We start from the raw sequence: 22,686 nt of genomic DNA on the forward strand, positions 1-22,686 counted from the left end.
GGTATCATGACGGGTGATTTTACGCGTGACAGTTTCGCACCGGAAAAGGGCTTCACACGCGTTCTGATGCAGCAGGGACGCCCGCAGCTCGATGCCGATCTGAATGAGCAGGTCGCTATCTTCTGGCACTATTGGCGAACTGTGCTGACCGATCTGGTTGGACCTTATGCCGGCCCGTATGATCGATGCGGCTTCGGCGTCATCACGCGCGAGGTAACCGCCGATGCGCTGTCGCCGCACGAGCGGGAGGAGTTGCGAGCGCTCTTCAAGGATCCGGGTGAATTCCTGCTTAGCCCCGGACGGTACTATGTCGGCGGCATCCTGTGCGAAAACAGGCATTATCTGGCCTATTCCGCTCATCTGGGGTATGGCGAGAGCCTGCTCGCGCCCAAGCGGAACGTGCCTTACCTTGTCTATCTCGACGTCTGGGAGAGACCGGTGACCTCGATCGAGGACGAAACGATTGGCGAGCCGGCACTCAACGGAATAGATACCAGTCTGCGCGCCAAGGTTGCTTGGCGCGTTCGGATCGCGGAGCTGGACAAGAGCGTATACGGCAGCGGCGATTGCAACAAGGTCAAGGAGCATTGGTCAAGAATCACCCAGGCTTGGCAGCCGGAGCACCGGGGGTGCCTCAAGGTGCGCGTTTCCGATACGGCTGAGGGCGCCGACCGCGATCACCGGCATCAGGAAGCCGGCTACCGCGGATCGCACAATCATCTTTACCGTGTGGAGATTCACCATGGCGGCGTGGCAGGCGGCGGCGCGTCGGGGGCGACCTTCAAAGTTTCGCGCGAAAATGCGTCGGTGATCTTTCGGATTGCCGAGATCGAGGACAATGTCGTCACGCTCGATACGTGGGGCCGGGATATGCGCTTCGGCCTGCGCGCGGGTGATTGGGTCGAACTCGACGATGCGGCCGGGCACGGTGCGACGCCGGGCCATCTGTGGCAGATTCAAAAGGTCGATATATCCCGCCGCCAGATCACGCTGAACGGTTCACCTCGACATGGCAATCTTTCGAATCGGCCCCATCTACTGCGGCGATGGGATCACAAGGCGGGCGATTCCAAACGAGGCGGCCTTGAGCTTCGCGATGGGGCCGTGATCTTGAAAGAGGGGGACGGCAATAACAACTGGCTCTCGCTGGAGAACGGCCTGCGGATTCAATTCCACAAGTCAAACCCTGCCAATGTCTATCGGCCCGGCGATTATTGGTTGATCCCGGCGCGCGTCGCGGCTGGCGCGATGTGGCCGCAGGAACACGGCCACCCCAAGGCCCTTCCGCCACACGGCATCGAGCATCACTATGCGCCACTCGCCATCGTATCGTTTGGGTCGGCTGGCGTACTCGAGACACGAGGCGATTGCCGTCTCAAGTTCAACGTACCTGTGGCTTTCTGAGGTCGCGCGGCCGTGATGGACGAGGCCGCCGCGGACGTGATCCAGCCCGACGGGCCATGGGCGGACGGTTACGCGGCTTTTCCGTCCTTTTGCAGGCACCGATCGTTCCGTGTCTCATCTCGCAGGATGTCCGATCGGCTCGCCGGCGCTGGTGCTCCTGCTGGAGACCGCCCGCAAGCCGACGATGCGGGTCTGGGCGGAGCAGACCGCGTTCGAGCTCAAGGACTTGCTGACACGCAGAGGCTATCGCTGGAACGACGGGAGCGACGGGCGCCCCAAGTCCTGGTTCATAGACGTCGACGAGACCGCCCTCGACGACGAGATTGCGTTCCTGCGCAGCCAAATCTACATGCAGGACGTCGAGCCAACCGTGCAGAGGCTGACGGCGTTCACAAGGTTTTCCGGCCGCATTGAGGCGGCCTAGCGTCCGAGACGCTTCGCGACGCTCCTGCGGGAGTTCGGAGGATTCGCTATGGCCATTGATGCGTTCGCCGGCACCACGCCGCTGTTTCTGCCCGAGCAGTTCTTCGTCGGCCGCCTGGAAGGATGGGCGGTGGTCGAGAGCTCGTCGGCGGGCTTCTGAAGCGCGCGTCGATCGCGGCGCATGGCGAATTGGACGCGGACACCGACACCGTCGTCCTGACCGAAACCTACACCTTCGATGACGGCCACAGCGACACGCTGCGCTGGACCATTCACAAGCTGGGCGACGGCCAATACACCGGCCATGAAAATCGCCTGGACGGCGAAGCCACCGGTGAGCAGGCCGGTTGTGCCTTCCATTGGACCTACACGCGCGACACGCCCCAGGGCGATGGCAAGTCGTTCAAGCTGAACTTCGATGATTGGTTCTACGCGATCGATGACCGCGCCTGCATCGTGCGCGGATCCGCCGGGCGCGCCGGCATCCCGTTCGCGACGGCGCATGTGACGTATCGGAGGGTTTAGGTTTTGGCGACGCGGGCTGCAGCCATGCCTGCGCGCTTCTTTCTCGAACTTAACATTTTTGAATCGCGAAGGCACCGAAGCAGAGTACGGTGAGCGTTTCCCGTGAGGGGATCTTCTGGCGCTGATTGATCCAGGGCGGGGGCGGGGGCGTGAATTTCCAGGTGACGGTTTTGAAGATCCTGGTGAGCTATCCGGACGGCTTTGCCGTCATGGACGACCTCAAGCGCGACATGGCCATCCTGGCGACCAGCGGCCGCGATTGGGCCGACCGGACGAGGCGTCTTGCCAGCCGGGTGCCGGACCTCGACATCTTTTCGCAGGGGCTGGTCGAGCGCATCAGCGGCGGCTGGAGACTGACGTCCAAGGGGCGGGACATATTGGCTTTCATGGAAGCCCGCCCGGCACCAAGCGAGCCCAGTCTCGCGTCCCTCGCCAATGAGACGTCCCAGCCGGTATTCGAGATTGCTCCGCGTCCCCCGCTCCCGCAGCCAGCCGACCGGGCCAAGCGCCGGCGCGAGCGCCGAGAGCGCCGCCGCGAAGCCCGCGAACGGGCGAGGGCGAGCGCGTCCTGAAGCGGGTTGAGGTCGGCACTGAATAAGCGGTCGATCGCTCGCGACACGTGCACGTGGCAGCTCGTCCCTCGTGGGGTCCGGATTGCGGGCGGTCTTTTCCTGGTCATCAGCATCCGAGATCGCTTGGCCAAGATGGAGGGCCTCGAGCGCAGTCGGACGCCCCGAAAGAGCCTGACTATAAGCCGGGCCGTGTGTTGGGCGGCAGAAAATGGTGATCGTTGGGGATTACAGGAGAAACTTGGTTCCCTAGAAAGTTGAGGTGGGGCCTTATCCGCACCAGGAGCGCGAATCGGTCCGGGGCTGTCGATGGCGACATTCTTCAACGAATTCTTTAGGGTCACCGCTGATACGGTCGATGACTACGGGGCTTTCAATGTCTCGCTCATCAACGATCTCCCGCTTTTTATTGACCCTTTTCTGCTGTTCAACAGTGACAAGCCCGAGTACCGACAGCTTCATGGCGAAATCTTGCGGTACATGATCTTCCTCCGCGACAAGGTCGTTGCAGACAAGATCAATCCGGACCTCGTCAAAGCCTGGTTCATGTTTCCGGAAGTGAAGCAGAACTGGCTCGGCTTCTCGCTCCAGGGAAATGGAGGTAGCGGTCTAGGAAAGGACTTCGCCGAAGCTCTGAAGGTCAATCTCGAAAAGCTGTTCGCTGATTTCGGGCAGGAGAAAATCACGAGGAGTAGCCACATCGAAAAGGTCTGCCTCGTTCGTAGCGGTGTGGGTCGCGACATGATCAGTGACTTCACCACCAACCTGCTGAAAGACTACCTGTGCCGCTATACAGAGCGCTTCGCCGTCGCGCACATTAATGCTTCGCTCCGGCGTAAGGTCCCGGTCAACAAGGCCATATTCAACTATGAAACGGAAACGTGGGAGCGTCGAGTTTACGATCTGCCGTGGATCGCTGATTTCGTTCTGCTCACACCAAAGGACATGCTGACGCGGGATGAAAATTGGATCAACCGCACCGACATGATCCGCGACTTCGAGAGCATTCCTGTCGCCATTCCGGACTCCGAACTACGCGGCCAAGTGTTCAACTATTTCCAAAACCAGCTCATTCGCCTCCGCGATCGGCCGATCACGCAACGCGAGAAAGATGAAGCCGCTGCCCGCACGATCATGCAGTTTCCTGAGCTGGTCGATTACTACATCAGAAAGAAGGAAAACTCAGGGGAGGAAGCCAAAGACATCAGTTCAGAGAAGGTGAGCGAGACCAAACGGGCGTTCGAGACGCAGGTGAAAGAGTTGCAGGCTGCTCTCGCGCAAGAAACGACCTTCTACAAAACTGGAAATTCAACTTACGCAGAGGCTCACCAGCGTCTGGCCTACCTGAAGGACGTTATCGAGAACAAGGGAGGCCATCGGATTTTCTATCATAAGGGCAAGGCAGTGCAGCGGGAGAGCGATCTCCAGATCATCTTCCGTTTCGTCTGGTTTGGCTCCCCCTCAGACGTTGGGACCGAGGCAAACGATGGGCGAGGACCGGTCGATTACAAAATCGCTCGCGGTGCCAAGGATAAAACCTTGATCGAAATGAAGCTTGCCAAGAACACTGGTCTCGAACGCAATCTAGAGAAGCAACTACCGATCTATCAGGCCGCCAGCGACGCTAGGAACGGTATCAAAGTCATCATCTACTTCTCTGAGGAAGAAAAACTTCGTGTCGATGCCATCTTGCGCAAGCTCAAGCTGACCGATCACAAAGACGTGGTGCTCATCGACGCCCGAAACGACAACAAGCCGTCAGGCTCGAAAGCCTAGACAAAATCACGCGTAAAAATGAATCCCCGCATTAGGCGATCACTTCGATGTTCGCTGTGATGAACGTCTACACTGAGGACCAGGCCAAGCTGACGCTGCAGGTCGCGGAGTGGTGCCACTACCTGGAAGACTTCCTGATGTACGCGATCTACAAGGCCGCGAAGTGGGCCGTGGTCGGCCGGACCAAACTGCCCAGCGTGGCTGAGTTCATCGCAGATGTGCGGCTGGCTATCGGGAGTGGAGTGTTGGCGAGGGACCGGCTGTTGCGAGGTCTGTTGTCCAGCAGGGCTGAGTTAGTTCCGCGGCGCCGGGAATATATACCTCTGGCGAACAACCTCACGCTGTGCTTGATGACGCCCGTGGTCAGCGCTGGCTGTAATCCACATAAGCCGTCGTGCACGGCGGCGGAAAGGAGACGAGATGCTCATCAGCATCAAAATCGTGGTCACAATCAAGAAGTGATCACCGGGGCCAGGATACTGGCCCCAATTTAGGAAATTGGTCTGGTTGAAGATTATCCTAAGAGGCCGTCCTTTGGGGCGGCCCTTTTCATTTTCGGCGCCTCGAAACGCTCTCGCTGCATCGCAGCAAGTGTTCGTCATGTGGTCACGAGGGGCCCTGCGTACTCTCATTCAAGGATACGCAGTTATGAACGACTCCATCGAACTCACTCTCCTCTGGGGCACCAAAATCAAGGCGCTGGTCGTCTACCCTGCATTTTGGGTTTCATTCTGGGTTTGGGCATTCTACTTCTGGCCCGCTTCTAGCCCATTGACCCTGCGTGCTTGTTTCGTTCTATTTGGTCAAATCCCCGGTTAGAACATGCCCACACTCGAATTCATCCGCTCGGACATCGACCGTATGCGCGCGCAAATTGGCCGCCAGCGGAAGGAAATCCTCTAGCTCCAACGGGCCGGGATAGGGAAGGCTTCGGCTGAAGCTCTCCTGGCCCGAATGCAGGCGAAGGTGGACGACCTTGTTACCGGCGGGATGAGATGAAGAAAGCCGTGCCGCCTGAGACGAAGCGGGTGCTGGGTGGCCGGAAGTGGTAAACCACCGATTGAGCCGTCGTGACCTCCCGGTAATAATGAGCCGGGGGGAAGCAAAATGGAGTCATGGCTTATCGTGCTGGTGATCGCTGGCGGGTGGTACCTGTGGCAGCGCTCCAAGAACGTCGAGCGGGCAAAAGTCGCCAATGAGCGACTGGCGAAAGACAACCGCCTTTACGAGCGTATCAAAGCGGGAATGCGCGAATACCACTGGCGGGAGCGGGACCAGCCCCTCTGGCGGGCCAAGCATTGCGAGATGGTGTTCGAGACCGCACATCTTCAGGCCTTCCACCTCGACAATTTCGCTGAGACCCGCGTGGGGTTCTATTTCAAAGACATCAACGAATACGGGATGTACAGTTTCTTCGCCGGCAACGGTGACGATTTCATCGAGAGCTATTACCGGACCGACAGCACCTTCCAGAAGGAAGGGATGCTTCTGCACGACGGGGACTGACGATGGAATGGGGATACATCCTGATTTTCGCCATGGGGGCGCTTGCTGGCTACGGGTATCGTCCCAAGGCAAAACCTGCGTCGCAGGACACCTCCGTGTCATCGCGGGTATCGGCTGTCGACCGCGGCAACCTCATCCACGCATATGCACGCGAGCTGTCCAACTACCTCATCGAGCTAAACCCGGATCGCTATTACACCATCTATACCCGGGCGCTGGCAGAGCAGGAAAAGCTCTTCGCAGCGGATGCAAAAGTCCGAGAGGCCCAACTCCTCATCCTAACCGAGCGATACCCCGTGTACGAGAACTTCGACTTCGTTGGGACGCGCCCCTATGTTCTCTACCGGGAGACCCTTGAACGCTATAGCGAGGACGACCTTGAGGAGCACTTCTTCAACCTGGTGCGATTCCACTCGCTGCAGCGTGCGGCGTCAGACGAATGGCGCATGCAGATGCCGATGCTCAGCAAGAAAGAGGAAGACCATCTATACGGCTACGTGCTGAAGGTGAAGGACGCGAAGTTCAAAGAACGCATGAAGCAAGCGGTAAGGGAGTTCAACGCCGCGCGCAGGAGTGCCCTGACCGAGTTTCAACTGTCTGACGGTAGCCAGCTCTACGAGTCGGCCGAGATGGCGGTCTACAAGCTCTATGACATCGCGGAATCGGTGGAAGGATTCTGGTTCAAGGACACCAACGAGTACGGCGTCCATTCCGTGTTTTACGGCGATGATAAATCGTACGAGAGCTTTTACCGGAGCGATCGGACCTTCGAGAAGCGGGGAGTCCTGCATACGCTTTGACGAAATGGTTTGGCGGGATACATCGCAGCCACATGGCTGATGCAAGCCGCAGCTCCCATGTGGAAACCGCTGGGTTTCTTGGAATGAGCGAGAAGACACTTCGTGAAACTTACGGACACCATCACGCTGACTTCCTGAGGGGCGCCACGAACGCCATTGGTACACGGCGGACACCGAACAAGAACGTAGGGTTGGTTGATCGATTGGTTGAACGAAACCGCCCGCTCTGAAAACCTCCCAACCTCTTGAAATCACTAGTGGGCCCGGCAGGACTCGAACCTGCAACCAGACCGTTATGAGCGGCAGACTATCGATCGCCTTCGTTGATTTTACTGCGGTTTCGCCTGCGTTCGATCGCGTTTGTTGCGCTTCGATGAGGTCCTTTCGGGTGCGAAACTGGTGCGGTTGCCAGTTCGCGGTGCGGAGGTGATTGGCTCAACAGTCTCGACCTCTCCAGACGCTTTGCCGTCGTACTTGGTTCGGTGCCCCTGGCCGACAGTCAACTAACACAATAATCATCTGAAATTAAAGACATTTTCATGTTGGGTTGCGTCGAATACCGACAGGAATACCGACAAACCGGCACGCGATATTAGCTGCGAAATTTAAATGTTGGCTCGACGGCAGCTAGGCGTGCGTCACGCCGTTTCCATCTGTAATCGTCTCGACCGGAATCGAACCCTGACTGGAAATCGCGACAGGGGGATTGCTTCCGGTTCATCCGATTTGCGCGCTACGGCTCGCTGCGGTTAGCGAGAGAATCAGAGCGTCTTTTATTCTGCACGAAGGCGCCTTAGCCGTCGAAATATCTATCTCACTCCGCGGGGGGAGATTCGATTTGTGGCAGAGATCATTGAAGTGCTTGCGGAAATTATGGTTGACAGTGACAGTATCAAGCGGCGCCGGCTCGTCGAATTCAAGGACGGTTGCCGCTATGGCAAATTCGGGGGGACTAAGGCTTATGAGCTGATCGCCCACGACAGGATCAGGGCTTACAAGATGGGAGGTAAGACGATGATCGATCTCGACAGCGTCGATGAATACCACGCTTCGCTGCCAAGGGTTGAAACAAGGGCAAGCTAGGTCGCCGATCTACACAGGTAGGTGCATCGCCGTGCGAGACATTGAGCAACCAGCCCAATACTGCACTGAACGCTGGCGCAGCATGCAGTAGTCGCCGCCATGTCGCGCGCAGTAAGTATTGGTGCTTACCTGCGCTTGCCGCTTCTAACCTCACGGGCTCTGGTTAGGTCCTGTTGCGCCTGTTGAGGTTCGCCGAGCTTGGCCTTGCACTGAGCGCGTTGATCGTACAGCTCAGCAAGGAATTCAGCAGAAGCCAACGGCGAAGTTGCTTCAATGGCATTGCCTAAGTCCACCACGGCTTCGCGCACCCTGCCCATTTTGAGATAGATGTCGGCACGGTGCTTGAACAAGCCTGGTGGGTTTTCGGGATAATAAGCATCGGCGGCATTAAGGTCATCGAGCGCGAGTTCAAGCTCACCGTATTGCTGGTGCGCCTCGCTCCTGGACATCAAGGCCATGAACTGATCGTCCTTGCTGCCGAACTCGATGGCCTTGGTGAAATCAGCCAGCGTTTTCGCCTTTCCGGCCGCTCCCTGTTTTTGCCACAGCAGGGCACGGCAGTAGTATGAGCTGGAGAGAAGATGGTTCCCGTCGATGGCTTTGTCATAGTCGGCAATCGCGGCTTGGTCTCGCCCCTGTGAGGTGTATAGGCCGGCTCGCTGGAAATAGCCCTGCGCAAAGTCGGGATCGATTTCTAAGGATCGCGTGTAATCGTCGATCGCGTGTTGTAGGGCGTCCGGGTTGTGGCCTTTGTTATGGTACTTGTTGCTCCAAGCCACGCCGCGATTGAAATACAGGTCGCGGTCGTTGGGTTTGATGCGGAGCGCAGCCGAAAATGACTCGATCGCGGCTTCCAGATTTTGCTTTCGCAGGTTCGTTTGGCCTTGCTCGATAAGCCGGTCAACCGGATTGCGTGAGGCCTCGGCTGTATCCTGTTCTTGTTTCAACAGGGCCGCAAAGCCGGCGATCTCTGCGTTGGAGCGCAGGTAGTGCGAGATGGCCGAGCCCTTGCTCAAAATGAACGTCCGGTCGTTGCTGACCGTCAGGGTGAAGCCCGCCGCTTCAGCCCGCAGCAAAGCGTCGATCGCCGCGTCGGTAGTGCGCTCACCCGTGGCTGTTTGGCTGAATTGCTCGCGCTTGTACCGCTCGCGCAGCCGTGCAAGCTCCTGCCTGAGCAGACCGATGTTTAGAAGGCCATCCTTATCGATGGCTTTGGCGATGTCGCTGGCCAGGTTCATCATCGCGACCCCGACTTCCTCAAAGGAGTAGCCTTTGTTGGTGTAGGTGGTGGCGAAGTCGCCGATCTTTTCGACCAGGAAGTCGTATTGCTGCTGGGGTTGTTGGGGAATGCCGACATCCATGATGGAGGAGCCGAGCGAGCCGAGGGCTTTCTGCGCCTGCTCCAACTGCCGGCTGAGGGAATTGATCGCCTGTGTGATGCCGGCTGGGCCTTTGCCGTAGGCCTGGGCCGACATGCCAAAGGTCAGCAGCGGGTGGGCGATGGCGAGGAAGGTGATCTTCGTGGTGTCGTGTATCTGCACCACGTACTGCTTGAGCGCCGGGACCAGTTCGCCCTCAGCGCTTTTCTTCGACTTGTTGCCAAACAATCCGAACATGGGCGGTCTCGATCCCCTGGAAGCGCCTTGCTTAGCATGGCGCAACCAAATGGAGAACCGGTCTGTGGGCTGCTACCGTTCGGTCGATCCCAGACGAGATACCCAGGCATAGGCTGGCCGGCGAGCGTACCGCTCCAGCGGTTTCCGTTGCGCGGCGGGCGCATCACGTTGCCCACAACTCGATTTCCTTCATGGCGAAATCAATTACCTTCGTGATTTTTCCATCGGTCAAACAAACGGACGTGTCGATGGTATGGAGGATCTTGCTCTTCCAAAAGAGCTCATTGATCCGGTCGCGCTCCGCCTCGCTCGCAAAACTTGATTTTACGAACCTGCCTTCAATGAATTCGCTCTCGAAAGCTAAATGAGGATGAAGCTCGCCGGTAACGTCGTTGCCAGTGCCATCCATGATGACCAGTTCCTCGCATTTTCCATAGTAGACCGGAACGATTGCCTTCAGATCATCGCTGCGAGACGCGATGTCATAAGCTTGCGTCTCGGCTTCGAAAACCTCTAAGCAGTGAGCTAAAGGTTTGCCATCGATAGCTTTGTATATTTTGCGAACCCGCTTGCGGGCCTTATCGACGAACACGACGCCATAAGCGCCTTCGTCAAACCAGATGAACTCTGTGCCCTTGATCCTCAATTTGCGCGCCGCGTTTGCAAAGGTCATGCTGTTTCGTCCGTTTCATCAGCCTTCGACGATGATCTTGATGTTGCCGGGATCAACACCCAGCGAAATAGCAAGACGCCGCTTAGCTTCTGCGATGGTCAGCCCTTCCTCGGCCTTCGCCTCGTCCTCATCGATTTCATTGTCGGCCGAGATCAGCGCTGTCGCGTCTAGAGGAATTTTCGCGAAAGGCGGATACTTATTGCCGGCGCCAGCGCCAACGTGATGCACGGGATTGAAGCTCTCGTTCGCATATAGAGAGAGCCAGACGCCGCGGCCAACCGGAATGGTGTGTCCCGCCTTGAGGCGCGCTTCATAAGTCCGGTTGAACCGGTCGCGCATCTCGTCGCCGGGAAGAAGGTGGATGTTGGCGAACTGAGGGTTCTCCTTATCGTCAACAGAAGCCGCAACGACAGCATCGACCTGGTCGAGAGTGCGCCAGCTCTTGTCGCCTTCGACGCGGGGGAACGCGATCGAGCGATCCTGCGTCGTGCGAATCGAGACGACCTTGCTGTCTTTGCCTTTGGTGATGCGGCGAACGCTGGACTTGCCGCTGCCGGCGACGCGCGAAACCTTCCAGCCGTCCTGTTCGAGCGCGGCCACGGCCGCAGCGAACAGGGCCGCTTTCATCGTGATTTTCTTGGGCGATCCGTAAACATTTGCCATAAACAAACTCCTTTATTGAAAGAATGGGCTTCGTTATTCGTTTATGGGAAAATTGTCAATTTGTTGATATAAACGAATCAATAAACAAATTCTTGTTTATGGCGACTGGGCTCGAACTCATTTTGCATCAATGGTTTAGGCCGGTGGGGCGCCAATCCCATATTTGTCCTCCGAGGAGAACGATGATGTCGAACGTGAGTGCTTGGCGTGCCCTGCTGGATCGGATCGTGGGCCGAGGCAAACTTGTATTCGATAACGCCTCAGTGCCTCTCGGCGATAAGGGCACGAAAGACCCCAAGGTGTGGGCGCTGGCGCTGCTGGCTCGCACCGTCAGCAATATTGACGGCGCGATCTTGTTGCTTGATGCCGGGCATGTCGTTGAGGCCCGCACGCTGATACGCTGTGTGTACGAGAATTTTTTCTGCGCCGCTGCGATCGCCAAGACCGGCGACGACTTCATCCAAACCATGGAGCTTGATGACGCGGCGAGCCGCAAGAAGCAGGCAAAGCGCCTGCTAAATTGGTCAGGAAAGCAAGACCAGCCGCTAGACTTCGCTGAAAAGCTCACGGAGTTTGCCGCGGCATTGGACGCCAAACACCCAACGGCGCCATATCTCAATCACCAGAAGACAGCAGAGTCTGGCACGGTAGCCGACGCTTATATCTTCTATAACGTTCTGTCGAACGACGCGGCGCACCCATCGGCGACCTCGCTCAGCCGCTACATCACTTGGAATGACGATGAAACAGAATGGACGCTCTCAGCCTATCGGTCCGACGATCTGGATGAAATAGATGAAACGCTAGAGCTGGCGTGCGGCGCGATATTGGGCGTAACCGTGGCAGTCAATGAAGCTGTTGCTGGCGGCAATGTTGGCGAAAGTCTCTTCAGGCTCAGCGACGACTTCAAGACGCTAAGCAACGCAAGTAAGGCAGCTCGCGACAACAAGGCCGCTTGATCGGCGTGGAGGCGATCATGGAAGGGCCGGACGCCTAGGGGCGCAACGGCAGAACGTGATGGCAGACATTGTGGGACGCGTTGCGCGGTTTTCAACCGGTCTCGCCGAATTGCATCTGCAAGAGTGGCGTGTTGCACGAGTCAAAATATATGCAACAGGGGTAGGCACTCGCTTTTGCACGCTTTGACTGTTGCATAAGTCTGTTGCAAGTTAGGGGCACTGAAATACGGTTATGCCCGCGTGTCGACCTCCGAGCAGGATCATGCTGCGCAGATCGACGCCCTTAAAGCAGTCGGCGCCGTCAAGGTCTTCAGCGAAAAGATCAGTGCAGCGAAGGCCGAACGGCCGCAGCTGGCCCGGGCCATTGAGGCGCTGGACCAGGGCGACGTGCTAGCGGTGGTCCGGATCGACCGTCTGGCGCGTTCATCGCGCGACTTGCTCAACATCGTGCATGAGATCGAGCCTCGGGGCGCCATGTTTGAATCGTTGACCGAGCCATGGGCGAACACCAACAGCCCGCAAGCCGCCGCGATGCTGACCATGCTGTCCGCGTTCGCGCAGCTCGAACGGGCGTTCATCCTGGCCAGGACCAGGGAGGGCAGGGAGCGGGCCCGTGCGCAGGGACGCCGGTTCGGGCCAAGCCCAAGCTCAGCGAGCAACAGATCGCGCATGCGCGGGATCTGCTCCGTGAAGGGCGCGGGTTACGCGAGATTGGCGCATTGATCGGCTGCCATGCATCGACGTTGTCGCGCACGCTCCAAATTAAAAACGAAAAGAGGAAGAAACCGCATGACGGCCATCACCCTGAAACGTGTCGACCAGCAGCGGAATATGTCGCGCTTCTATAAGCTGGACGTTCAACCGACGCTGTTGGGCGGTTGGTCGCTTATAAGGGGGTGGGGCCGCATCGGTCGTGTGGGCACCGTGCGCATCGAAGCGCACCCCACGCGCGGCCTTGCTGATATGGCACTGATCGCGGCCTGGGCCAGGAAACGCGGCCGGGGTTATCGCTAGCGTCACGGTGCATCACGGCGGCCCAGATAGAGCGTCACCAGCACGACCACGATAAAGGCCGCAAACGTCCAGCCATTATTGATGGCCGGCAACAGCGTCATCAGATCAGAAGGCTTCATTGGTCTCTCCGCGTTGGTGCGCGGCCGTCCGATCTCATCGCTTCGGAATCGGCGGGCGCCAAGTTCAACGCGAACCTAAACCGGATTCGCCCGCGTCAACCGCTCTGGAGGGTCGACGAGGGGGCGAACCAGAGGACGTGCCCTCTAATGGTCTATGAGTATCCTGGATGGTTCTGAACCATGGGTATGGTTCAGTTGACTATACTTTGGGTGTCCCCACCGACGCCCGCCGCCTGTCCTGAAATTCGTCCGCCGGATGCACCAGAATTCGCCCTCGGGCGTCTCAAGATTCGCCCCTCCTTACATTGAAGTCGGAGCGTTCACGCTCAATATGCAGCGGGGCAGACGGCGTTGCCGCAGATCGCATGGAGATATCTATGAGCGAAAATGTTGCGAAGAAAGATGATGTCGAAAAAATCAGAGTCAACGAGGCAAAATGGTCGAAGCCGTTGATGGCCGCCGGCTGGACTGCCATGCCGAGCGTGATCATCGAGAAGCAGGAAGCGCTCGGGCTCGATGCGCTCGACATGAATATCGTGCTGCATCTGTCGCACTATTGGTGGACGCCCGACAACCTGCCGCATCCGTCGGTCGAGCGGATTGCCAAGGCGGTCGGTGTCAAACCCCGCACCATCCAGAAGCGGATCAAGGCGCTGCACGAGCTCGGCATCATCGAGCGCGAGGAGCGCCGGCACACCCGCTTCGGCAGCGATACCAACAAGTATGGATTTAAAGGATTGATTGAAAAGGCAACGCCGTTCGCCAAGGAGAAGATCGCCGAGATCGCGGAGCGGCAGAAGGCCAAGACCGATCGGCTCAATCGCAAGAAGCCAAAACTGACCGTAGTGGCCGGGGGCGCCAGCTGACCGCTGGCGACCGCGCTATCGTTCGCTGACCTGGGCGCTCTGCTCGAAGGTGATGCCGGTGGGGCCGATGTGCAGCCGGTAGCCGCTGTGGGCGGCGATCATCACCAGCAGCGGCGCGATCGCCGCGGCGACAGCCTACGTGGAGCTGTCCCTACTTCAAGAGATCGGGATTGTCCGTAGCCGGCGCAGGACGGCCCCCATTTTTGGCCGTGTCGGCCGGCGACCTAAAGACAGGCCGTCGGTGTCTGTCGTAGGGTAGCGGGAAAATGCCTCGAAGGACGTGACGTCGGATGGATAGCCAGGAGATCAGGGACGCCGTCGAAGCTGCCGGCGCCGGTTGGAAACTGACAGACTACGGCGGCAGCGACGCTTTCCGCTCGATGGTCGGGCTTTCGTTGGGATCCGAGACCGCGCGGCTCTTGGAGCCGGCGAGCCGCGCCGCGCACGAGTTCAAGGCGCCCCACCTTCCGGATCGGTTCGATTGGCGCCATCATCAGGGCGGGGATTGGGCCGGACCGGTCCGAGCGCAGGGCAGTTGCATGAGCTGCATGAGCTTCGCCGTGACGGCCGCCATGGAGGCGGCGATCCGGATCCGATCGGGCCGGTCGGGTACCGAGCTTCGACTTTCAGAGGCCGACCTGTTCTTCGGTGCCATGGGCCGCTGCGACGTGGCATGCGTGGAGCCGCCGGCCATCCTGAATAGGGCGCGCGATCATGGCGTATGCCTGTCGTCCGACTTTCCGTACGAGCCGAGGCAGCTCCCGCACCGCCAAGTTCCTCCCAAGTACAAGCTCGCCTTCTGGCAGGCGTTGCGATCGCGGCCGCAACGACGGGCGGCCATCGCGGAGGACGGTCCCATCGTCGCATGCATGCAGATATTCGAGGATTTTCTCGTCTATGGCGGAGGAGTGTACCGCCACGTCGCAGGAAACGAGCTTGGGCTGCACGCGGTCTGCCTGGTCGGCTACGATGACGTCGACAAGTATTGGATCGCCAAGAACAGCTGGTCGGAAAGGCACGGCGAAGGCGGATACTTCCGGATCGCCTACGGCGAATGCGGCATCGACGACGCGCTTTCGTCATACGCGATCACTCTGGGCGACGAGTTGTCCTGACGATGAGGATGCTCACGACAGCGTCGGACAACGAGGTCGCGATTGGCGAAGATTTCGAGATCGCGATCGAGGAGCCGGGCGCGTCGGGATATCGGTTTCGCGCCTCGTTCGACGAGCGGTTTCTGTCGCTTCTCAGCGAACGCCACTCGGTCTCGAAGCCGTTCGGGAATGACTGCACGGCCCAGTTCAGGTTCCGAGCCCGGGCGTCCGGCAATTGCGAACTAGCGTTCACTCTTTGCGCGCCTTGGGATCCGGAGCCCGGCGCCGTGCGAACTTTTCTTTTGCGTATCAAGGGCAGTCAGGATTGATTTCGTCGAGCCGACGGCATAATGCATATTCATTATGCCGACTGACGTCGAGTTGATATCCGCCTTGAGAGACCGCATCGAAGCGAAGCTGGCGACCCAGACCTCGCTCGCCGCGGAGCTCAAAATGTCCCAAGGCCACTTATGTAAGCTATTGAAAAAACAGAAACTTGCTAAGAAATCGCGAGGTCGGATAACGGACTATCTGCAGCGGCCCGATGTCGCCGACGGGTCCAGCGACGAGCTGATCGTGACGCGTCGCGTGCTTCAAAGATGTCAAACAATGATGCATAATATGCAATATTTATTGACCGACGTGCAACGAATGTGTGATCAGATCGCTTCTACCGGGCAGAAAGCGAAAAAATGAGCGAGCGACCCAAACCGAGCAGCGCGTCCGTTGCCTCCGCGGAGCAGTTGCTGTCGCTCGTCCGCAGTTTCGTGAAGCGCGACGACAAGCGCTTCGTGTCCGTGGCGTTGCAGGTCGCGGACAGTGCCGCCAAGCGGGGCCACAATAGGGTCGCCGAAGAGATGCAGGCGATGATCGCGGAGGCGCGGGCATCGCTGTCGGCGGTCGAATCGAGCAACGATCCCATCCCGCTGGTAAGGCCCCGCGGTGAGTTGGCCGGCATCGTCTCGATCTCGTTTCCGCGGCTGAAGCTTGCCGATCTTGTGCTGCCGCACGCGCTTTCCGATCGACTACGCAAGATCGTCAAGGAGCATACCGCGCGGGCCCGTTTGGGCGACTTCGGCCTGCAACCGAGGCGTAAATTCCTGCTGAGTGGACCTCCGGGGACCGGAAAGACGATGACCGCCGCCGCGATCGCCGGCGAACTGCAGCTCCCGCTCTTCACGGTCCTCTTGGACGGTTTGATCACGCGATTCATGGGTGAGACGGCGGCGAAGCTGCGTCTGGTGTTCGATGCGATGGCGAACACGCGAGGCGTCTACTTCTTCGACGAGGTGGACGCGTTGGCGACGGCCCGCGGGGCCGGCAACGACGTCGGTGAGGCCCGCCGCATATTGAATTCCCTTCTGCAGTTCCTCGATGAGGACAAGAGCACGAGCGTCATCTTCGCGGCGACCAATCATCCCGAATTGCTCGATCGAGCCGTGTTCCGCAGGTTCGACTCGCAGCTCCGCTACGCGCTGCCCGGCCGCGATCTGGTCCGACCGCTTCTCGAAAACAGTCTGTTGGCTTTCGATCTCTCTTCCATCGAATGGGAAGCCGTCGAGCGCGCGGCGGAGGGGTTGAGCCAGGCCGACCTGGCCCTGAGCGCCGACGATGCGGCGCGCGAGGCCGTTCTCGAGCACAACGGCGTCCTCGGCTCGGAGCTTCTGGTCTCCGCGCTGTCCGAACGGGGAATGCATCACCGGTAGTCGGTTTCCGGCTTTTGGGATGCGACGAGCCAGCCCTGGCCCTCTGTCCCGGCCGTCCTCCGACGATAAGGACGGGGAAAACCGAAAATCGGCGGGGAATCCCGGATTGCCCAAGTTTCCGAGTGGGTTAGATACTGCGGACCATGGCGTCCGATGACAAGCATCTGATTCTCCCTCGGCTCGGCAGAAGCATCGCTTTCACGCCGGTAGGCAAGCCGATCCATCCGATCGTTCCCGAGCCGGTGGACGACCGGCCCGAGCATGCGCGCAATCTCATCGAACGGCTTCACTCGGCGCTCAGAGGATCCTCGGAACGTCTGGACGCGCAGAGCGAGGTGCTGCCGCGCGACAGAAGAGGCCTTCTGTTGGTGCTTCGGCCCCGCGACGGATCAGAGATCGACCTGTCCTTCTTCCGCGGCACGTCGCACAAGATCGAACTTCTCGCGGCGAGCGGGAGAGGGCGCCGTCAGCGGGTGCGGGTTTTCGTGCCGGAGCGGCGGGTAAGCAAGATCACCGAGGCCATCGCCCAGTACGGCGATTGGGAGGAAGGAGAGCGAAAGCCGAGGTTCACGGACTTCTTCGAGCAGCTGGGCGACATCAATCTCGCCGCTGTTTCCAGATTCTGGAATGGGCCGGAAAATGCTTCGATGCCGTCCAAAAAGGACGTCGCGGATTGGGAAGTATGGATCAGGCCAGCAGTCGCCGAGGACGTGAAGCGCGTGGCCCCGGAATTCGACGTCTCGGTCGATCCTCACGCGACGAGCTTCAGCCGCGTGGTCGTTATGCAGATGCGCGCGCGGTTCGCGAATCTCGAACGGCTCCTGATCGCCACCGCGTCGGTGATCGAACTTCGTCCGGCGTCCGAACTCACGGTGCCACCGATGTCCATGACGCCTGTGCAGCGGAGGAATCTAGCGAGCGCGCTAGCGGGTCGCATCGTTCCGGCTCCCGAGGGTGCGCCGCTCACCACGATCTTCGATACTGGCGTCCGATACCAGCACGCCATGCTGAGCGCTTCCCTGCCGGAAGCTCGCGCTCACACTCTACTTCCCGCCTGGCAGAAGGACGATACCGACGGTCACGGGACGCAAATGGCGGGCGCCGCGCTGTTCGGCGACTTGGAGAAGCTGATCAGAAAAACTGATCCGATCGTGCTCCAGACCGCGCTCGAGTCCGTGACGGTCTTGGGCGCATCGGGTTCGCGTCGATTTAATCCGAGCCATCAGCTTCGCGAGGCCATCCGGCGGGTCGAGCGCACGCCGGGACGTCGCATCTATTCGCTTTCCCTCGGAATGCCGAACAATCGGAACGACGGACTTCCCACGGAATTTTCGAGCACCATCGACCAGCTCGCGTTCGGCGACGACACGCACAAGCGGTTATTCTGCGTCGCCGCGGGCAATCTGGCCGAGAGCGGCGATCTCGTCGTCGGCGACTACATCGGAACGAACGACGCGACCGGGATCCAGACTCCCGGCCAGGCCGCGAATGCGCTAACCGTCGGCGCCTACACGGAGAAGACGGACGCTGAGTGGGGCGAGCGCGCGCACGCCCCTCGCGGCGATCTGTGTCCCTCTTCGCGAACCGCGATTGCCTGGCGCACGCATCTCGCCCACAAGCCCGACATCGTCATGGAGGGAGGAAACCGCGTCGTGGAAGCCGACGGCGTTTCGACCCGCATGGCCGAGAGCCTTTGCGTGCTGACGACCCATAACGAGATTCCCGGTCGGCCGTTCGCCGCCGCTGCCGAAACGAGCATCGCCAACGCCGCGGCCGCGGGCATGGCCACGAGGGTCGCGGCGCTCTACCCCGAGCTCTGGCCCGAAACGATCAGGGGTCTCATGGTCCATTCGGCCCGGTGGACGCCCGCCATGTTGAACAGGTGGGAGGGATCGACCCGAGCGGCCGCGCAGGACATCTTGCGCAGATTCGGTTGGGGCGTGCCCAGCGAGGAGCGCATGCGGCGTTCCGTGGACAACGTTCTCACGCTGATCGAACAGGACCGCCTGTCGCCGTTCACGCAGAGGCCCGGAGGCAAGCCGACCTACGACAAAATGAACTTCTACCGATTGCCATGGCCGCGCGAGGCGCTCGACTCGATCGCGAGCGAAAAGGTGAAGCTCCGCATCACGCTCTCGTACTTCGCCGAGCCGTTCCCCTCGGCGATCACGTTCGACAGCGAGCAGGACTATTTTTCGCACGGACTCACCTTCGACGTCTGCGAGCCGGACGACGACGACAACGAGGCGATCGCGCGGATCAACGGGCGGCACCGCAGGGCGGGCCACAGGCCCGGCGGAAAGCGCCGAAGGAGCAGGTGGATATTGGGATCCGAGGCGCGTGCCGTGGGAACATTGAGACAAGACGTCTGGGAGGGCACCGCGGGAGATCTCGCCACCATGAACCGGATATCCGTCGTTCCCGAACGGGGATGGTGGTCTTCTTTTCGGACCGGGAAGGATGCGGACGAGACCGTACGGTACGCTCTGATCGTCAGCATCGAAGCGCCGGAGGCGGCCGTGGATCTTTTGACCGAAACTTCGCAGGCCATCGCGCAATTGCGCACGCCGGTCGAGGTCTGACCGGTCCGCTGGTGGGCGATGGAAAAGCAGGGAGGACACCAGCTTGGAGGCCGGTTTGGCCTCTCTTCTGTTCGTAAGTATCCGATCCGTTGCAAATTGGTGGATATCCCAATGCAAGGTTGCTATGGGAACAAAAAGTGATCCCACTGTTCGAGGTCGGCTTTGACGGACAATGTTCTTTTGCGCTTCCTGACCAGAGGTTTGATCGACGTTGGCGGCGACGACGCCAAGCTCGACAGGCTCGGGGCGACGGCGGCAGATCTTGCCCGGGTGCTCGAGAGCGCGCCTGCCAAGGCCATACCGTTCGCGTTAATCGCGTTCGACCCCCAGGCGCCTGCCGGCGATCCGGTGGTGAAGGAGGTGCTCGAGATTCTGCAACAGAAGTGGACGACCTACGTCAACACCTTCTCCGGAACGCCCGTCGGAGTTGTGAGGGCATTGCTGCTCGATGCGCTGGCGCAGGCCGCGAAGAACGACGATCGCATCGGCGCAGCCTTCGTGGCATCGGCGCGCAATACGTTGCCGTTGATGGAAGCGGGCCACGAACAGGAGATTTGGGACGAACTGGTCCGCGAGATCGAGGCAAGGATCGATGCCCGTGCCGAGGCGGAATGGGCGACACCTGCGTCCATCGTCTTGCCGGCACTGGACTTCGAATTCTCGGCGCCGGAGCCGGGGCAGCCGAAGCGAAAGCCTGTCGATAGAGAAGCCCTCAAAGCCGGGATTCGGGCTGCTTCGGGCCCGCAGTATCAGAATGCTCAAGGCGCTCAGGCGACAAACGGCAACCCGCAATGGCCCGCGAATAATCAGGCCTGGGTCACGGAATTCGGCGAACGCCTGGCGAAGTCGATCGCAGATGCGGTCGACGTCTCGGTAGGTTCGCTGGTTCTCCCGGAAATCGACCTGTCGGAGCCCCTCCAGACGCTGGCTGGAGACGTTGCGGGGCACGTGGACCAAGCGCTGAACGCCGTCAGCGCCGCCACGGCCGGTCTCCAGCGCAGGGCCAACCTTCTCTGGTGGAAGGAGGCCCGCTATTCGCCGAGCGCGCAGGCGAGCTATCGCGAGCTATCACCCCGATCCGCCGCGACCTTGATGGCTTTCGACATGCAGGGGCACGTTCCGGTCTATTCGCCCGCGAGCGTTCCGGCCTTTCTCTTCGAAGCGGTGATCGGCCTTCCTACCATCGAAGCGAAGCGGAGCTACGGCATCTTCGAACTCGTCGACGACGCACAGAAGGATGACCGGCTTTCGTCGCTCCGTGAAAAGCTCGCCAAGACGTTCGCGCGGCCTGCGGGCCGGACCCCTGTCCTGTCGCTCATCGCCTACCCCGACCTGCTGGCGTCGAAGAAACCCGAGGACTTCCGTCGCCTGACGGGCGTTCCGGCCGAGACCGAACTGACGTTGCCGCAATGGTCGACTTGGGTCTTCCGCGAACTGCAGGGCGCGGCGGCCACGACCCTGAAGGCCGAGGCGAAGGCCGCGCCGCGGGAAGCGCCGGCCGCATGACGCAATGCAGCCAAAAGAATTGCAACGTTCCGGATCTGGGGTGCGACCTCGGATATCCGAACTATATGGTTTGCCCCCAATGGCAGGGGGGCGCGAAGGCCGAATCCCAAACCCAGGCGTCGTTGGACGAAGTGCTGCTTCCCTGGTCGGGAAATTCGTTGGGCTTGGCCGATCTGGCGTTCGTCTCGGGGCGTGCGCGGCCGTTCCTGGTGGGCGTCGTAGGGCCACAGAACGCGGGAAAGACGACGCTGCTCGGCGCCTTCTACCTTCTTCTCGGTCGAGGCGCGATCGGCGCGGATGACCGGCAGTTCGCCGGTTCGTTCTCGCTGGCCGGCTGGGAGGCGGTAGCGGGCACTTTGCGATGGAGCCCGGGACAACCGCCCACCTTTCCTCCGCACACGACCAGCCGCGGGGGGCGAGCCCCGGGTCTGCTGCACGTTTCGTTTTGGGATCCTCGGCGGAGCTTGGCCGCCGACTATCTGTTCGCCGATGCGCCAGGCGAATGGTTTCAGAAATGGTCGGTCAGCCGCGATTCTCCCGAGGCGCTGGGAGCTGCCTGGATCGCGGATCGCGCCGACGCCTTCGTGTTCACCGCCGACTGCGAATCGCTTTCCGGATCCAGCATGGGGACGGCGCGCGGAGAACTCCAGCTTCTCGCGAGACGTCTGGCTGCCGAGAGAGGCGCCCGTCCGGTCGCCCTCGTCTGGACGAAAACCGACGTCAAGATCTCGCCCGAGATGGAAAAGGCGGTCCGTCGCGCGGTTTTCGACCAGATGCCCGACGCCAAGGAGTTTTCGGTCAGCGTGATGCCACCGGAAGCCGATCCGCTCGGCATCAGCACCGGTTTGATCGAGCTGTTCCGGTGGATGCTGAGCATCCGGAGGCCACGGATCGAGCTTAAAAATCCCTCGAGCAAGCGAAGCGATGCTCTCTTCAGGTTCGGAGCATCGTCACCATGACGGAACGTCACAATTCGATACTTCTATTGGGCGAAAGCGGAGTGGGCAAGACCCACTACGGCGCTCAACTGCTCAACCGCCTGATGAACGTCGAAGGTGTTCTCCGGATGGAAGGGCAATCGACGAACCTGCTTCCTTTCCAGTCGGCGATGAACAGTCTGCAGGAAGGGCGGGCGGCTGATCATACGGCGACCTCGACCTACTCCGAAAGCGTCTGGCCGATCAAGGACGGTACCGGTCGCCGCGCGGATCTTGTTTGGCCCGATTACGGAGGCGAGCAGATCAAGCGGATGATCGAGACCCGCCGGATTCCGAACGCCTGGCGAGAACGGATAACAACTTCGCCGGCCTGGCTGATGTTGGTGAGGCTGCAGGCGCTGCGGATCGGGGACGACATCTTTTCGAAGCCGCTCGCTGCGCTGCGGAGTTCGTCGGCCGTGGCGGCCGACGGGCAGGTCTCGGACCAGGCGAGAATGATCGAGCTGCTGCAGATGCTGCTGTTCGTCGGATCGATGGGCGACCGGCCACTGGAGCGCCCGCGTCTCGCCGTTCTTCTCACGTGCTGGGACGAGCTCGGCTTCGAAGGCGCTCCGGAAGCCGTACTGAAGGAAAGATTGCCGCTGTTCTGGACCTTCATCAGATCCAGTTGGCGCGCGCCGACGGTGCTGGGCGTTTCGGCGTTGGAGAGGCCGCTCAGTCCGAACGAGCGCGACCTCGATTACGTCGCGAAAGGTCCCGAGAATTTCGGCTACGTGGTGCGCGCGGACGGATCCCGGTCGCCCGATCTGACTTTGCCGATACAGCTCCTTCTGGACGACGGGAAGTGATCGCGCAGTTTCGTAC

General features: G+C 60.1%; 25 protein-coding genes, 1 tRNA gene and 1 pseudogene. 23 read left to right on the plus strand and 4 right to left on the minus strand.

What is annotated here, in order from left to right; all coding sequences use genetic code 11:
• Positions 1-6 precede the first annotated feature (6 nt).
• The 9 genes and pseudogenes from P0R31_RS00605 (at position 7) to P0R31_RS00645 (ending at position 7,003) form a co-directional block, all read left to right on the plus strand.
• Positions 7-1,404, plus strand: coding sequence for a DUF6519 domain-containing protein (locus P0R31_RS00605; protein WP_275512431.1), 1,398 nt, complete (start codon positions 7-9; stop codon positions 1,402-1,404).
• A gap of 136 nt (positions 1,405-1,540) precedes the next feature.
• Positions 1,541-1,828 (plus strand): annotated as a pseudogene (locus tag P0R31_RS00610) (3'-5' exonuclease); the annotation flags it as partial.
• Between the two features lie 188 nt (positions 1,829-2,016).
• Entirely contained in the window at positions 2,017-2,352 is a 336-nt protein-coding gene (locus tag P0R31_RS00615; RefSeq protein WP_343299289.1) for a DUF3833 family protein, read from the plus strand.
• A 149-nt stretch (positions 2,353-2,501) separates the two neighbouring features.
• Positions 2,502-2,924: a hypothetical protein gene (locus tag P0R31_RS00620; protein WP_275512432.1), complete on the plus strand. Its 423-nt coding sequence runs from the start codon at positions 2,502-2,504 to the stop codon at positions 2,922-2,924.
• Between the two features lie 306 nt (positions 2,925-3,230).
• Entirely contained in the window at positions 3,231-4,697 is a 1,467-nt protein-coding gene (locus P0R31_RS00625; protein ID WP_275512433.1) for a hypothetical protein, read from the plus strand.
• A 47-nt stretch (positions 4,698-4,744) separates the two neighbouring features.
• Positions 4,745-5,191: a hypothetical protein gene (locus P0R31_RS00630; protein ID WP_275512434.1), complete on the plus strand. Its 447-nt coding sequence runs from the start codon at positions 4,745-4,747 to the stop codon at positions 5,189-5,191.
• 154 nt (positions 5,192-5,345) lie between these two features.
• Positions 5,346-5,516 carry a hypothetical protein gene (locus tag P0R31_RS00635; protein ID WP_275512435.1) on the plus strand — a complete coding sequence of 57 codons (171 nt, stop codon included), beginning with the start codon at positions 5,346-5,348 and terminating at the stop codon, positions 5,514-5,516.
• 288 nt (positions 5,517-5,804) lie between these two features.
• Positions 5,805-6,203: a hypothetical protein gene (locus P0R31_RS00640; protein ID WP_275512436.1), complete on the plus strand. Its 399-nt coding sequence runs from the start codon at positions 5,805-5,807 to the stop codon at positions 6,201-6,203.
• A 2-nt stretch (positions 6,204-6,205) separates the two neighbouring features.
• Entirely contained in the window at positions 6,206-7,003 is a 798-nt protein-coding gene (locus P0R31_RS00645) for a hypothetical protein (RefSeq protein ID WP_275512437.1), read from the plus strand.
• Positions 7,004-7,261: 258 nt separating this feature from the next.
• Here P0R31_RS00645 and P0R31_RS00650 read toward each other — a convergent pair.
• A tRNA-Met gene (locus P0R31_RS00650) sits at positions 7,262-7,328 on the minus strand.
• A 515-nt stretch (positions 7,329-7,843) separates the two neighbouring features.
• On the opposite strand from P0R31_RS00650, the gene P0R31_RS00655 reads away from it, so the two are divergent.
• The gene (locus P0R31_RS00655; RefSeq protein WP_275512438.1) at positions 7,844-8,086 is read left to right on the plus strand and encodes a hypothetical protein; all 243 of its coding nucleotides are present in this window, start codon (positions 7,844-7,846) and stop codon (positions 8,084-8,086) included.
• Between the two features lie 125 nt (positions 8,087-8,211).
• Here the strand turns inward: P0R31_RS00655 and P0R31_RS00660 are convergent, their stop codons facing one another.
• From P0R31_RS00660 to P0R31_RS00670, 3 genes are all read right to left on the minus strand, one after another.
• Positions 8,212-9,702, minus strand: coding sequence for a tetratricopeptide repeat protein (locus P0R31_RS00660; protein ID WP_275512439.1), 1,491 nt, complete (start codon positions 9,700-9,702; stop codon positions 8,212-8,214).
• A gap of 163 nt (positions 9,703-9,865) precedes the next feature.
• On the minus strand, positions 9,866-10,375 hold the full coding sequence (locus P0R31_RS00665; protein WP_275512440.1) for a hypothetical protein: 510 nt from the start codon (positions 10,373-10,375) through the stop codon (positions 9,866-9,868).
• Positions 10,376-10,393: 18 nt separating this feature from the next.
• Positions 10,394-11,038, minus strand: a complete 645-nt coding sequence (locus tag P0R31_RS00670; RefSeq protein WP_275512441.1) for a hypothetical protein — start codon at positions 11,036-11,038, stop codon at positions 10,394-10,396.
• Positions 11,039-11,220: 182 nt separating this feature from the next.
• Here P0R31_RS00670 and P0R31_RS00675 point away from each other — a divergent pair, with 182 nt between their 5' ends.
• The 13 genes from P0R31_RS00675 to P0R31_RS00735 all read left to right on the plus strand — a co-directional run bounded on the left by P0R31_RS00675 (position 11,221) and on the right by P0R31_RS00735 (position 22,670).
• Positions 11,221-11,997, plus strand: coding sequence for a DUF5677 domain-containing protein (locus tag P0R31_RS00675; protein WP_275512442.1), 777 nt, complete (start codon positions 11,221-11,223; stop codon positions 11,995-11,997).
• 240 nt (positions 11,998-12,237) lie between these two features.
• Positions 12,238-12,720 (plus strand): recombinase family protein, encoded by a 483-nt coding sequence (locus P0R31_RS00680; protein WP_275512443.1) that lies wholly within the window; start codon positions 12,238-12,240, stop codon positions 12,718-12,720.
• Positions 12,678-12,845, plus strand: a complete 168-nt coding sequence (locus tag P0R31_RS00685) for a helix-turn-helix domain-containing protein (protein WP_275512749.1) — start codon at positions 12,678-12,680, stop codon at positions 12,843-12,845. The genes P0R31_RS00680 and P0R31_RS00685 overlap by 43 nt, the downstream gene beginning before the upstream one ends.
• Complete coding sequence (locus P0R31_RS00690) at positions 12,787-13,011, plus strand: WGR domain-containing protein (RefSeq protein WP_275512444.1); 225 nt, start codon at positions 12,787-12,789, stop codon at positions 13,009-13,011. Before P0R31_RS00685 ends, P0R31_RS00690 begins: the two co-directional genes overlap by 59 nt.
• 496 nt (positions 13,012-13,507) lie before the next feature.
• Positions 13,508-13,996: a helix-turn-helix domain-containing protein gene (locus P0R31_RS00695; RefSeq protein ID WP_275512445.1), complete on the plus strand. Its 489-nt coding sequence runs from the start codon at positions 13,508-13,510 to the stop codon at positions 13,994-13,996.
• A 290-nt stretch (positions 13,997-14,286) separates the two neighbouring features.
• Positions 14,287-15,111, plus strand: a complete 825-nt coding sequence (locus P0R31_RS00700; RefSeq protein WP_275512446.1) for a C1 family peptidase — start codon at positions 14,287-14,289, stop codon at positions 15,109-15,111.
• A 2-nt stretch (positions 15,112-15,113) separates the two neighbouring features.
• The gene (locus P0R31_RS00705; protein WP_275512447.1) at positions 15,114-15,419 is read left to right on the plus strand and encodes a protease inhibitor I42 family protein; all 306 of its coding nucleotides are present in this window, start codon (positions 15,114-15,116) and stop codon (positions 15,417-15,419) included.
• Between the two features lie 34 nt (positions 15,420-15,453).
• On the plus strand, positions 15,454-15,786 hold the full coding sequence (locus tag P0R31_RS00710) for a hypothetical protein (protein ID WP_275512448.1): 333 nt from the start codon (positions 15,454-15,456) through the stop codon (positions 15,784-15,786).
• Positions 15,783-16,796, plus strand: a complete 1,014-nt coding sequence (locus P0R31_RS00715; protein WP_275512449.1) for an AAA family ATPase — start codon at positions 15,783-15,785, stop codon at positions 16,794-16,796. Before P0R31_RS00710 ends, P0R31_RS00715 begins: the two co-directional genes overlap by 4 nt.
• Positions 16,797-16,939: 143 nt before the next feature.
• On the plus strand, positions 16,940-19,378 hold the full coding sequence (locus P0R31_RS00720; protein WP_275512450.1) for a S8 family peptidase: 2,439 nt from the start codon (positions 16,940-16,942) through the stop codon (positions 19,376-19,378).
• Positions 19,379-19,540: 162 nt separating this feature from the next.
• Entirely contained in the window at positions 19,541-20,884 is a 1,344-nt protein-coding gene (locus P0R31_RS00725; protein WP_275512451.1) for a GTPase-associated system all-helical protein GASH, read from the plus strand.
• Between the two features lie 164 nt (positions 20,885-21,048).
• Complete coding sequence (locus P0R31_RS00730) at positions 21,049-21,843, plus strand: TRAFAC clade GTPase domain-containing protein (protein WP_275512452.1); 795 nt, start codon at positions 21,049-21,051, stop codon at positions 21,841-21,843.
• Complete coding sequence (locus P0R31_RS00735) at positions 21,840-22,670, plus strand: hypothetical protein (RefSeq protein WP_275512453.1); 831 nt, start codon at positions 21,840-21,842, stop codon at positions 22,668-22,670. Before P0R31_RS00730 ends, P0R31_RS00735 begins: the two co-directional genes overlap by 4 nt.
• The last annotated feature ends 16 nt before the right edge of the window (positions 22,671-22,686 follow it).

Source organism: Bradyrhizobium yuanmingense, assembly GCF_029167105.1.
Lineage (GTDB): Bacteria > Pseudomonadota > Alphaproteobacteria > Rhizobiales > Xanthobacteraceae > Bradyrhizobium > Bradyrhizobium yuanmingense_A.